The 13,393-nt window shown below is 37.7% G+C and carries 9 protein-coding genes and 1 pseudogene; 6 read left to right on the plus strand and 4 right to left on the minus strand.

Features of this window, described 5'->3' with window-relative positions; all coding sequences use genetic code 11:
- The first annotated feature begins 852 nt into the window (after positions 1–852).
- Genes ACERII_RS24550 through ACERII_RS24565 form a run of 4 tightly spaced genes read left to right on the plus strand, consistent with a single transcriptional unit; the run spans position 853 to position 4,356 of the window.
- Positions 853–1,452 (plus strand): hypothetical protein, encoded by a 600-nt coding sequence (locus ACERII_RS24550; protein WP_373645609.1) that lies wholly within the window; start codon positions 853–855, stop codon positions 1,450–1,452.
- A gap of 18 nt (positions 1,453–1,470) precedes the next feature.
- On the plus strand, positions 1,471–2,541 hold the full coding sequence (locus ACERII_RS24555; protein WP_373645610.1) for a radical SAM/SPASM domain-containing protein: 1,071 nt from the start codon (positions 1,471–1,473) through the stop codon (positions 2,539–2,541).
- Between the two features lie 5 nt (positions 2,542–2,546).
- On the plus strand, positions 2,547–3,413 hold the full coding sequence (locus ACERII_RS24560) for an SPASM domain-containing protein (protein ID WP_373645611.1): 867 nt from the start codon (positions 2,547–2,549) through the stop codon (positions 3,411–3,413).
- Positions 3,406–4,356 (plus strand): phosphotransferase enzyme family protein, encoded by a 951-nt coding sequence (locus ACERII_RS24565; RefSeq protein ID WP_373645612.1) that lies wholly within the window; start codon positions 3,406–3,408, stop codon positions 4,354–4,356. Before ACERII_RS24560 ends, ACERII_RS24565 begins: the two co-directional genes overlap by 8 nt.
- A 435-nt stretch (positions 4,357–4,791) precedes the next feature.
- Here the strand turns inward: ACERII_RS24565 and ACERII_RS24570 are convergent.
- Together ACERII_RS24570 and ACERII_RS24575 are read right to left on the minus strand one after the other, a co-directional pair.
- A pseudogene (locus tag ACERII_RS24570) lies at positions 4,792–4,962 on the minus strand (magnesium chelatase domain-containing protein); the annotation flags it as partial.
- Positions 4,963–5,123: 161 nt separating this feature from the next.
- A complete protein-coding gene (locus ACERII_RS24575) occupies positions 5,124–5,522 on the minus strand; it encodes a transposase (protein ID WP_373645613.1) in 399 nt (132 codons plus the stop codon).
- An 84-nt stretch (positions 5,523–5,606) separates the two neighbouring features.
- Here ACERII_RS24575 and ACERII_RS24580 point away from each other — a divergent pair, with 84 nt between their 5' ends.
- Positions 5,607–5,861, plus strand: a complete 255-nt coding sequence (locus tag ACERII_RS24580) for a hypothetical protein (protein ID WP_373645614.1) — start codon at positions 5,607–5,609, stop codon at positions 5,859–5,861.
- 124 nt (positions 5,862–5,985) lie between these two features.
- Entirely contained in the window at positions 5,986–6,243 is a 258-nt protein-coding gene (locus tag ACERII_RS24585) for a hypothetical protein (protein ID WP_373645615.1), read from the plus strand.
- A 437-nt stretch (positions 6,244–6,680) separates the two neighbouring features.
- Here the strand turns inward: ACERII_RS24585 and ACERII_RS24590 are convergent, their stop codons facing one another.
- Together ACERII_RS24590 and ACERII_RS24595 are read right to left on the minus strand one after the other, a co-directional pair.
- A complete protein-coding gene (locus ACERII_RS24590; protein WP_373645616.1) occupies positions 6,681–11,792 on the minus strand; it encodes a rhamnogalacturonan lyase family protein in 5,112 nt (1,703 codons plus the stop codon).
- A gap of 675 nt (positions 11,793–12,467) precedes the next feature.
- Positions 12,468–12,803 (minus strand): hypothetical protein, encoded by a 336-nt coding sequence (locus ACERII_RS24595; RefSeq protein WP_373645617.1) that lies wholly within the window; start codon positions 12,801–12,803, stop codon positions 12,468–12,470.
- Positions 12,804–13,393 lie beyond the last annotated feature (590 nt).

Below are 13,393 nucleotides of genomic sequence, written 5' to 3' on the forward strand. Positions count from 1 at the left end.
TATTTAACCTATACTTTTTTTGCTTTCAACATGAAATTAAGTAACTCTAGTTATTTTACACTCTATTAAAAAACTAATTCTAAACGGAAATATATACCTAAAATACAAATTAAATAGACTTTTTTCAACAGACTCTAACCGTTCCAGTTTGCCTATTTGTGCGCTCCTGACAAATCGTTATGTATTGCGTCCACCCTAATTCCTCATGTTCGAGAGAAGGACGATCGTAGCGATACGTACAAGTTAGTGTCATTGACTTCGACAAAACCCGCAGATGACAGACCGGAGAACCTTATAATTTCGGTTGAAATGATCTGGAAACACTTCAGGCAAATTAGAACTATCACCGTTAACGGGTTTTTACTGTTTTATCTATTCCATCATCACGGTAAACAGAACCGGTTCTTATTTGCCAGTTTCGCAATATAAAACATAATTTTATCTGGAAAATTATGTTTGCCTTTTTTCATTGTTTATCACTCTATATTACGAATTATTTCAAAACTAGCAAATGCGAATATGCCCCGTTCCCGTTCGCTCCGATTTCCCCCCACCTTTCGAATGATTTTTGGGAATTTTTTCACGAAAATTGGTTTGATTCCTGTGTATAATTACGACTTTTCACATAAGGAATTTCCTTTTATTAGGGAGTTATTATGTATTTATAGTGATTTAGTTTCAGGTTGTAAATATAGGTTGACCCCCTTGTTTTTACAGCTTATTGACACCCTTGCCTATTCGTTTTATCATTTTAATGAAGAAATATTTTTTGAATATTCCGTATATTTATTTCTGTAGTCGAAGGATTTAGTTTAGTAGCAAATAGTTTTACACAATTAGGAGGGGTTACTTGTGTCAAATAACTTTGAAGGTAACGATCGTAGAAAGATTGAAAGACTAATTGCTCACGATTTGGAGGTCATTCAACCAATTAGGGAGAAAAATTTGGAACGTTTAGAGCATGTCAAGCCAGCATCTGTGGAAGCTCAAATTGCTTTCATTAAAGAACTGGTAAAAAGTAAAGAACAATCGGATGCTTTCATAAAGGATCCAAAACAGTATGCAATTGACCATGGAGTTTTGTTGTCTCCGGATGTAGTACAAGCAATAACCAATGCTGTAATATTTGATGCAGCATTAAGTGAGGATCTAACAAAAAATCTTGGACCAAATGCTCTACAAGATTTGATAGATATGCGTGAAGGGAAACCAACCGGAGTACATGCCAATGCAGCAGCAGCTGCAGCTGCTGCTGCTGTTGTTATGGCTGTAGTAGCTGTCGTTACAATGGTAGTTACCTTGGTAAGAACAACTCAGCCTTCTGATCTAGTTTCACTACAAGGACTGGGCAAGCAAGGCATTAAACTACCTCAAGGACAGAATTTTAAAGCTCGAGATATTGTTACTCCTAGAATTAATCTTGGGGGCCTTAATGGGAGATTCAAACGATAAGTATTGGGAGGAGAGACTATGGAAGAAATAGAGAAAACTAGAGAATCATCTACAGAACTATCACTCCTACTTCACATGCCAATTTATTATAGCGGATTAGTAGTAGAAAGCACGAACCGCTGTAATGCAAGATGTGCTATGTGTTATCAATCCGCAAGCCCAAAAGGTTCCGAAACCTTAGGATTGTCATCATTAGATACGAAAGTAATCAAACGATGTATTCGAGAGGCTGCCACTATTGAAACGATAGCTCCACGCTTTCATTTAGCTGGTGGAGAAGCTTTTATGTACTTAGACGATTGTTACGAGCTATTTGCAGAAGCACGGGATGCTGGCTTTGAACAAATTACCGCTACTACAAATGGGTTTTGGGGTCGAACGATGGAGAAAGCACGTGAAGTCTGTACTCGGTTATCAGAATCTGGAGTCACCTCCCTAGAGCTTTCATGGGATTACTGGCACCAACCTTTTATTAAAGGCGACGCCATCAGCAATTGCTTACTTGCTTGTAAGGAAGTAGAGATAGAGACAAACCTACGTTTGTTAACGACGAAAGATCATAGTATGGAAGAAGCTCTATCGTTTTTACAACAAGAAGCAATCGAGAGCGCATCACGGATTACTAGTGGTCCAGTATTCGCAACTGGTAGAGCGGCAAAAGAACTCAATCCAGAGGAGTTTTATCATTCTCGCTCATCCCTTGATGATAACTGCCACCGCGTGCTTAATCTTACTATCAATTCCTTTGGAAATGTGTTTCCATGTTGTGCTGGATTCGACCAGACAAATAATTATATAAATGGAAATGCTTCTCAAGAATCACTAGCAACCATTGTAGAGCGAATGAATAATGACCCTTTAATCCGAAGAGTTGTTTTTTCTGGTATTCGTTCTTTAGTACCGATTTTAGAAGAGAATGGCCACGATTTAGGTGAGGATTACTATAATATTTGTCACTTATGTTTCACGATTTTTTCCAATCCGGAATATACAAAGACGTTACAAGAGTCGTTCGACAACCATAAACGAAATGCCTTAAACCGGGTTCTTGAACAACTTGAAGCTTCCGTAAGTCAGCAAGGAGGATAGACAGTATGGAAATCAAACAAATCAATCTCATTCAGCACCTAAAATCGGTTGCCATCATGCTCCATCCCAACGAGACAGGCGATGATTATCAACTGAACAGTACGAAACTAATGAACTGGCTTCATCAATATGACAATTGGTTTAAAGAATCCGTCGGTATTACAGAAGGAGAACGCCCCTACACACTCTACAATCGTCAAGTGTCCCTCTTCGGTGAAGGGCTTCTCTCGCTACCAAAAAAATTTGAGGAATTAGCTGAATCTATAATTAATATGGGTTACGCGGTCTCGTTAACCGTCGATATCGTCGAGCTTTTCAATGATTTTAATGAAGTGAAATCGTTATGTGATAAATCGTTGATAAGTTCCCTTGGAGTAATTACTGATCAAATTGACTACTTAGAGGAACATATTTCCATTAACGACTTTATGAAGGAACTTGTAGCATTAAAGCGACCAATAGGACTAATCGGTTCTGTTTCCGCCCTAAGAAATCACAACCTTCTAAGCTTAACATCTCTTAACGGAACAGATATTACTATTTACCCACCTCCTGGTATTACTGGAAATAATAGCCCTACAGCACATGTAAATCCCATAAGTCCATGTGCAAATCGTCTTCAGTTGTATATCGACCAAGACGGACATATTTATCCTTGTATGGGCTTACTTGGAATTACTGATTACGCTTTGGGACATGTAACGGACAACATTAACGAAACAGCCATATTAGGAAAAGAGTACAAATTAGATTTAGAGCAATTAATGATCGAAGGTCCGAAACTTACGAATAGTATAAAGCCACAGCAGATGAATACAAACCTGCCACGGGTCTGTGAACTCCATCGAGAAGAGCTGTTAGTGAATGTATGATACACTCGATGTTCAAAAATCATTAGTAAAACAATTAAATATGAGATTTCCTAACATTGAAGTAACAGAAGTAACTCGGATAAATTCCACACGTAACAAGCTTTATTTAGCAAAAACAGGAGCAAATCAACAAAATTATGTGTTTAAATTAACTCCACTACACACATCCCATATTCCTTATGTTGAATATCGGGCTATGCATGAAATACATCGTCTACATGGGCCTGTTTCTCGGCCTGTTCCAATGGAAAAGGAATGTGTTGTGCATCTAAATGATGAGCAGTTCGCTGTAAATGGATATGAATATATCCAAGGTAATACACTTTCCCCTACAGAAACGAACTTTCATTCACTCGGTGTATCCATTGGCCACCTACATCAGGTTTCCATACATATGGACAAACCATCTTGGTTACCAGAAGTGACTGTTTCTGATTTGATTAACGAACCTATAGAAGCAATTAGTCAAAAATGCCGAGACAATGGAATGTTTACAACAGCAATCCAACAAGCAACGATGGTTGCTGAAGTCCTTCATCACAATAGAAACCCGGACTGGATCGGATTTTCCCACGGGGATGCCCATCATATAAATGCAATACAAACGAGTCGAGACGAAATCGTATGGATAGACCTAGAAGATGCCAGTTGGCAATGGCGTGGATACGACCTTGCTACAGCAATATGGGGAACCTTTGGAAGAGGTGGATCTGCAAATATCTGGAACGAACTCATCAACGGATATACGTCCGTACGCTCCCTTAGCGAGGAAGAAGCTACACTTATCCGTTTCTTAATTTTTTCCAGACACTTGTGGTGGTTAGGTCTACATGCGAACAACTGGGACCGCTGGCCAAAACCCTATACAAGCGAACATTTCTTCCAATCAGGAATAGAACTGCTAGTAACCATAGGGAAAGACGTGTGCGGATTAAAAACGTAGCAAAATAATAATGAACGTGAGGAATGGGGGCGGTTCTTAATGGCAAAAATGAACTGACCTCATTTTTCTTTAAACGTACTCTTTGATAAACTTCCAAGCAGAACGCCAACATAAGAAAAGGAACGGTTCCTTTCCACCGCTCCTCCCGATTATATCGTTATACATTCCTCTGTTTCACTTCCGGTTTTCTCCACTCAGCTGATTCCACTTTTGGTGCACTTGCAGTTCCTATATGAGCACCAAATGGAACAAGTTGGTGGCAAAAGGTGACGGTTCTCATTTGCCACTGCTGTAACATTTCGCAATGCAAAAAGGATTAATAGATTACTTTAAAAAGGGATTGATTACAATTTTCACTATGCTACACTTCCTGATTAATCTTAACACTATATCTATTACAAAAAACGATAAAAGTAACCGTTCCCGTTTGTCCTAACTATGTACAGCAGTCGAAACCCTCTCCTTCGATTCCTTTACTGATGCATCTGGAAGCCCCACAATCACAATGGATTCTATTCCCTCTAAAACCTCCACTTCTACTTGGACACGGTATCCTTCCACCCCCTTTAATCCAATACTTACTATTTTATTTGCTAATCTGTTTATCCTCCAATAAATTCAAAATGATTTTGCCTTCTACGAATTGATTGTAACGGGTTTGTTTAGGATCTGGAAAATAGGAGAGTACTTTTGAGGTCCGAACATGGGGTTTTCAATTTCCATTATGTATGTACGGTAGCTACTCCAAGGATAAGCTTGAGATCTGGTTACCATTTTAGCTTCCAATGGATTAAAGTGTATCTACTCACCTCTAAAAAATAGGCATCAATGCCAATTAATTGCGCACCATATCTTCCTTGAAATAAGTGACCTACATAATGGTGTTCTCTATTAAACCATACTGCATAACGGGCATGTAGTTCTTTCATAATATCTTTAATATGGAATTGTGTTGTTTGTAGTTGAAGGTGAATATGGTTGGTCATTAAGCAGTAGGAATGGAGAATAAATGGATACATGTTGCGGACATCTTCGAGGATAGAAAGATAGGTGAGATAGTCTTCTCGCGTTTCAAATAAGGCCGTTCTTCGATTACCACGAGCACGAGCAGTAATATGGTAGCAGTCACCACAACTTCCCACATGTTGTAATATGATAACAAGCACTCAATAGAAAAAATAAAAATGGGAAAAAAGTTGAAGTATGTTTTAAGAATTTGATTATAATAGATATTCATAAGTATAAACTTTATGCTAAGAATAGTTGGTTTAACTGGAGTTCAATTTTGGAAGGATGAAATCCAAGGCGCTATTGCGATTCAAGAGCATCCTGACAATCAATTGATAAACATTGAGTTGATGGAAGCCTCTCCTTTAAATCGTCAAGATAATACACAAAGGAAGTATACAGGATTCAGGAAAAACTTATTATGTTTTGCGGCTAGTCAAAGCTTTAGTTTTGGTTATGATGGATATATAGGTTTATCTGTGAAAAAAAAAAATTAAATGATGAATACTATCTAAAGCTAGGAGCCATGCAAGCTAGAGGTGGTATTCCGCCATACTACTTTTTTTCAACTGAAGCTTCACAAGCGTTTCTTCATGAAAATATGCCAGGATGTGTTCAATGGTGTCGAAGTTAAAAAGTTATATTTTTGAACCTATCCCAACCGGTATTCGAGCTCGAAGAAGAGGTCATGGAGAAATGGATAAAAACAGACTATACACCGGTGACATGGACAAAGCCTTCCCAAATGGAGTTTATGCAACACCGAATGGTAAAATTCCTAACTTGCGTTTTCGTGACTTACATAGATGGTGTAAAGAAAATGACAGGAATCCAAATACATTGACATATGAGGAGCTTGAACAGTTTAGGGCTCATTAATTTAGCAAACTTTAAGAAAAACCGGGCAAAAACCGCCCGGTCCTTTTTTGGCTAGAATTTATCCGATATTTGGTACTCTATGCCATGTATACCTTTATAGTACTCTGTATACATTTGTCCACCACATTTTTCGCAAGTAAACATTGGTGGCAGGCTTTCGTTCCCCATATCCATTACATCAAAATCATGCACTGCGGTATATGGTATCTCTTCCTGTTCATGACACGTTAAACAAATGCATTCGCTCTCCATGCTTGTTCACGAAATTATCCCAGTGATTATGATGATCGAAGAAGATACGTCGAAGAATAATTGATACCATATATTAAAATTACCACACGTCCATGATGTGTGGTTGTGACAAAATTTTATACTTTCTTTAAAAAAAGGACAAGGAACTTGTACCCTTGTCCTTCTTTCTTCCTTCTTCCTCATTGTTAATTCTTTAATTCTACAAATGTCAGGAAGTGTGATAGTGCTTTTGCTAGTTCGGCACGTTGCATAGTACCTTTTGGTGCAAATTTTCCATTAGGACGACCATTAATAATGTCCGCTTGAACAAGCAATGACACATCGGTTTGAGCCCATGACGCAACCCCACTAGAGTCTGTAAATTCATCAAAGCTCTTTGTAGTATCTAGACTATTTTCATCATAGGATACTAGGTTCATAGCACGAGAAATCATTGTTGCTGCTTCTTCTCGAGTGACATCCGCATTTGGTGCAAAGCTTCCATTGCTGTGCCCTTTGATAAGTCCCGCTTCAACTGCAGCTACAAGTTCTGCAACGAACCATTCGTCACCAGTTACATCCGTAAATTGACCAGCATACTCCGATGTAGTCTCTAACGCTAAACTTCTCGTTAGAACAGCTGCAAGTTCTGCTCTTGTAATCGCATCCTGCGGCATTGCTTTTCCATTTGAACCTTGAAGAATATATTTCGCTGCAAGCTCATCAATATACCCTTTCGCCCAATGGTTCGTTGGAACGTCACTAAAGTTAACTTCATTTTCGACAACAACATACGTACTGTTTGACTTGCTCTTAAATGATGCTACATTTCCTTCAAACACAGTTGGAACTGGAGTGAAGCTACCATCTTCTTCAAGTCGTACTACAATAGAACGGCTCGGATTGAAGTCATTCTCACCAATAATGGAGCGCTCAACATAGCTATTAAAGTTCTTCACTTCAACTTGTTTTCCAGATCCTGATGCGTAGACAGTAAATTCTACCGCTTTAGACGCTGTTTTTAATCCATTCCCCTCAACAGATGCTTGTTCACCTGTTACTTCGTTCACCATAATGGAAATCTCAACATCCTCTACTCTACCTGCACCAAGTTCTGCAGCTAATGTAGCACTATCAATTTCAGATACTGGTAAACGATACACGCCTTCTTCTGATTCAATTTCAATTATAGCTTGCTTATTTTCCTCTCCAAGCTTTGTAAAAATAGATGCTGGAATCTTCACTTCGCTAACTTCACCAGCATTTTTCTTCACTTTTACAATTACTTTATCAAGAGAATCTTGACCAGCAATCCATTGATTCATTCGGTCTTTATTTACTTTAGTTACCACTTTTATTTTTCCATCTTCTGTTGTTAGGCGTTCTACCGTCACCACATTATTATCAACGATTACTTGACCTGGCTTATCGCCTGATATTGGCGTAGGTCTAGGAGTTGGTGTTGGTAATTCATCACTAGGTTCATTCGTATAAGCAACATTTGGTGCATGTAGTTCTCCTGCAAGAACCGTTTCTCTAATGTCTTCACCAAGGTAGAAACCAAGATGTGGAGGTTGGTTATAAGCAGAGTTTTGCCATGCGATCCCCATACGATAAACAGTATCATGCATTAGCGTATATAGTCTGTATTCTGTAGGAATTGTTGTGCTATAAATACGAAGCTCTGTACTATCCGTTGTAGGAAGTAATACTTCTTCACGCCAATCCCCGAGAATATCTGCTGATAATGTAGGTGTTGCTTTCGTACCATTGTTACTTACAACGCCTTCAAATTTACGAACAAGCTCTGATCTACCTGTTTCTTCATTATATTTCGTAATCTCCGTGTCATCTAATAATTCATCTAAAAGATCTCCTGTCCAATAAACTCTAAAGTTTACAGAAAGACCTGCATCTCTGAAACTATCAGCTACAAGATTACCTTGTACATTATAGATTCCGCCACCAGTTTCAGGTGTATGACCACCTGTTCCCCAGAATTCATACCCTGGGTTTGAAGTGATATTTGCTGCAATTCCTCGCCCTGCATCTACTGATGCATAATAAGACATGATTGTCTCACCAGTAGCTCCATCATGTAACTCTACAGATGCAACTGCAGGCTCCTCATGTACACCAAATATATGGAGACCTTCTCGATCAGGATCAAATGCACCTACATGCAGCGCATCTCCATGAGATCCAAGTTCACGACCCATTTCTCCATCCATCGCATAAAGAATGCTGCCATCATGATTTAATGTTAATGAACCAGCGATAATTTCATCGAAACCATCATTATCTACATCTCCAGTAGCAAGACTGTGGAAACCTAAGCCGCCACCACGACCTTCTTCGTCTGAATCAAAAGTCCATTCTTCTTCTAATTTTCCATCAACTAAATTATATGCTACAAAGGTAGTACGCGCATAATATCCTCTACCATAAATTGCACTTGGTTTTTCACCATCAAGGTAAGCAAGACCTGATAAGAAACGATCTGAACGATTGTACCAAGTATCACCCCATGATGCACCACCATCACCTTCCACTTTTTCAACTGGGAACGCATAATCGATTGTATCAATTACTTCTCCAGTTTCACCATTAAATACGGATATATATTCAGGACCACCAAAAACGTGACCTGAGTCATTTACCCATATGCCGTCATCTTCCGCATTACCAATTACGCTAAGAATTTTTTCACTGTCAAACTCTCCATCTGTTGTTCCATATGATGTCGTCGCGTCTGCAGTTTTTATTAAAAATTCACTTTTTCCATTCCCATCAAAATCAGCGATTACAAATTGATGATAATGTGCACCAGATGTTAAATTATGACCCATATTAATACGCCATAATAGTGTTCCATCTAACTTATATGCGTCAAAAATAGTTGGACCAGTCATCCCTTGTTGGGAGCTATCAATGGAATTCGTAGGATACCATTTTACGATGATTTCATACTCCCCATCACCATCTAAGTCACCTACACCAGAATCATTTACAGTATAAGTATAATCACCAGTTGCAGTAGTTCCACCTTCTGGCTTCTGCATTGGAATAGACAAATAGTCTTCGCTAATTGCAACTACTTCATTTTCTTCCGTTACATTTCCATTAACTAGTGTTTCAACTGTATACGTCTCTCCTGGTGTTCCTTCCGCATCGACAAAGTTTGTTACAGATAGCGGTTCCTCGTTTAATTTTTCACCATCTCGATAAACATTAAATGTAACATCCTTCACATACTCATCCGCTAATAAACGCCAGCTAACGAAAATACCATCTTCTGAGTTAAGCGCAAGCACGCTACGATTTAACCATTCTGTTTGACGAGCATTATTCGGTGGCGTTAAACGATTATACACATAAATCTTTGCAGAACGATCAAAGTCGTTTAAAATACCTTCTGTTTCAACAAGTGTTCCTTCAAATTCATAAACACCAGCTTCACTCGGATTCCAAGAAGCACCTACTTCTGTCCACTCTGCAATCTCAATTTCAGCTTTGCTATTGTCTGCAAGCGTTACTGTTACTGTTTCTGGTAGACCAATAGATTGGATACTTTCTGTTGCTTCATTTACATAAATACGGTGATAAGAAAGCCTATCTACCCTTGTAATAATGTTATCGGAAATTGGTACACTGTAAATCCCAATATTATCAAGGTACGTTGTCCATGTATGGTTGTTCCCTGATGTACGTAATCCTACGAATCTAAGAGTTTCTAATGAACCATCAAATGCTACTCCTTCTAAGGAAGACGTATAATCTTCATTAATTCCTAAGTCTTCGTTTTTAAGAGTAAGCGTTACTTCATTACCAATTAAATCAAGTAAAACCTCAATTTCATACCAAGCATCTGGCTCAGTAATCCCTGTTTCGGTAGGTACTTGACTACCTGCAAAATAGGTAAGTGGTGAATTATTTGTATTGTTCAACGTAAAGACTATATTTCCCGAGCTATCAATTAATCTAAATTCTGCCCCGTTTTCAGAAGGATTGCTACCTTTATCATTAATTTTCCCTGGATACCAATCAAACTTCACAAGCATTTCTGTTCCTTTTACAGCAGAATCAAATTTCTTTGTAGCAACACGGCCACCGGATTGATCCACAATACTATATTGCAGTTTTGGTGTAGTATTTCCTGCAATATCATCTTTATTGATCGAAAGTGTTGCAGCAGCTGTTGTAAAGCCCCAGTTTACAGGAACAACTTCCACTGTATCACCAAAGTCACTATAATATACACCTTCATACCCATCAATTTCAGGAATCGCAGCAGCCTCAGCTACAATTACTGATACTGATGCGTTTACATTGTTACCGTTCACAACATTCGGAATTCCCTCGGTTATTAACGTACCTGTAAAACTGTATGTTCCGTTTTCTGTTGCATCATAATCAACACTATCCCACTCGACATCAACTGTGATCACAACATCGTTTCCAAGCTTAACAGCAAGAGCACTAGGGAATAACGTTATTACCTCTTCTTTTGCTACATTTTTTGGAATCGTAAATTCCGTATTGTATGTAGATACAATGGTTTCTATGTTCTGTTCTGCTTGAGAGGGAGCAGCTTCACTTGAACCAGCAATCGTTACATTATCTAACCCTGTAATGAAGATTAGGTTATTCCCACTTGCACGGTTTCCAACTATAGAAAACTTTTCAATCTTATTTACATAATTGAGATGACTAAAGTCAATATCCGTAGTTGAAAAACTCTTTGTTTCATCATCTCTATCTTCAATAGTTAGTGAAGCGCTTTCAGTATTGAAATCAAATACAACTTCAACTGATAACCAACTTCCATCTGTACTTACATCAGTCACAGCAACATCATTTGATAAATCTGTACCTTTTGTACCAAACCCATATTTAATTTCGCCAGCTTCTCCACCAGCCTTCACAATTCTAAAAAACGGATCTCCGTTGGTATCACTAAGTGATATCTGACTGGAATTCAATGGGGTTTGAACTTCTTCTGGTTTCCAGTCAAAAGTGAACGTAACCTCTGCATTATTCGTAGGTTCATCAAGAGTTTTTATAATACTCCTTGTTCCAGAACCATTTCCAGTGGTTTTTAAATATTTATTATTGTTTTCTTCTATTACTTCAGCAGTTGCTCCTCCACCAGGAGAAAAACCCCATGTATCTCCATCTTCAAAATCTGTTCCACTTAACAAAGCAGAATCTTCTGTGGCAGCTGTTTCCGCAGCAAATGTGAACGAAAAGTTTGAAAAAACCAGTAAAAACGATGTAAAAATTGCAAACACTCTTCTCATATTTTTAGTTATTTTCACGTTACCATGTCACTCCTCTTCTATTTTTATTGAACCTCATCTAGATTTTTCCGAATCGATTCTCCTCACCTCTCTTTCTATTCAGCGATAGAATTTCAATAGTAAGCTTGCGTACTAACAACAATCTCGTCACCTTGCAAACGTTATCACAACAATACAAAAAAAGCAGAATGATCCCTTACTTTCTTCATCATCTGCTCTTCTCTGTGTGTGTAGTTGCTTATTCAATTGAAAATATCGCCTGTCTTGAGAAAATCATAGCAACGAACAGACAAGCATGTCTATGACACTTTTTTGCATAGAAAAAAACCCTTTTATATCAAGGATTTCATTTCATCACTAATACTTATTTGCATACCTGTACATTTTTGCTAACGCTTTCATTCGAGCATAAAATGGCAAGGGGGCAAAAGGGGACGGTTCTCATTTGCCACTTTTGTAATATTCCACAATGTAAAAAGGATTAATAGATTATTTAAAAAGGATTGATTACAATTTCCACTATGCTACACTTCCTGATTAACTCATTACACTAAATCTATTACAAATATGACAAAATACGATAAAAAGAACAGCCTCTATTTGCCAGAAAACATAGAATGGTTCTTGCATGGATAATAAAAGCTTACCTTATCCATACAAGAAACATTCTAAAAAACGGCGCTTTTTGTTAAGTTAATTTGACAACCTCAGTACTCGATATCCTCTCAGTTTGTTTAGAAAACCGGATTGTCTAATGCTTAACTTTTTTAATCTCCCGAATAAATTCGGTGCTTGCGATAACACAATAAAGCTGTACTCACTACCGGAATAGTTAGTATTAATACTAATTAAATTAGTAGCTTCTAGTCTTCTTATTGTATTATTAATTTCGTGGTATGTACTAATTTGTTCTTTATCCGCTCCCTGAATCACCTTCCATAAAACTTCTTTTTCAGATCTTTTTAATTGAGATATTGCGCGAAATATTACTTGCTCACCTTCGGGTAATTTGTCCATATCTATATTCACCAACTATTCCCCCTATCGAAAATTATAAATAATTACATTTATTTCAATTCGATATAAAGATCGTAATTTCCTTCTATTTGTAAAAAAAGTAGTACTTTATTTCTATGGGGGAGGCAAAAGGTGACATAAGGGGTCAGTTCTCATTTGCCACTTTTGTAACATTTCTCCATGCTAAAAGGATTAATAGATTACTTTTAAAAGTGATTGATTACAATTTTTACTATGCTACACTTTCTGATTCACTCCTTACACTAAATCTATTACAAATACGATAAAAAGAAACATTCCCATTTTCCTAACGGGTTTACTTCAGAGGTGCAAATAAATATATCCTTCATGTGATTTCGATGTGAATTGCCCTGCCAATTTTAATGTGAAAGGCAAGGACTTGGATATTTATATTTAAGTATATGAAAGGATATATAAAATTTTTCAAGCAAAGTAATGAAAGAAACGAGGAGAAATGCTCATTGGAATAAATAAACGGAGAATTTTCACTAGCATTGCAAAAATATCCACAAGAGGATATTGAGATTACTTTTCGTTACTATTATGTATAATTTTACCATTCGGATTTCTTAGCCTTGAGA

The organism is Evansella sp. AB-rgal1 (assembly GCF_041820985.1).
Taxonomy (GTDB): Bacteria; Bacillota; Bacilli; order Bacillales; family Salisediminibacteriaceae; genus Evansella.

Coding starts and splice junctions, on each gene's coding strand:
- ACERII_RS24555 (WP_373645610.1), top strand. CDS start 1,471: ATGGAAGAAATAGAGAAAACTAGAGAATCATCTACAGAACTATCACTC.
- ACERII_RS24565 (WP_373645612.1), top strand. CDS start 3,406: ATGTATGATACACTCGATGTTCAAAAATCATTAGTAAAACAATTAAAT.
- ACERII_RS24560 (WP_373645611.1), top strand. CDS start 2,547: ATGGAAATCAAACAAATCAATCTCATTCAGCACCTAAAATCGGTTGCC.
- ACERII_RS24580 (WP_373645614.1), top strand. CDS start 5,607: ATGCTAAGAATAGTTGGTTTAACTGGAGTTCAATTTTGGAAGGATGAA.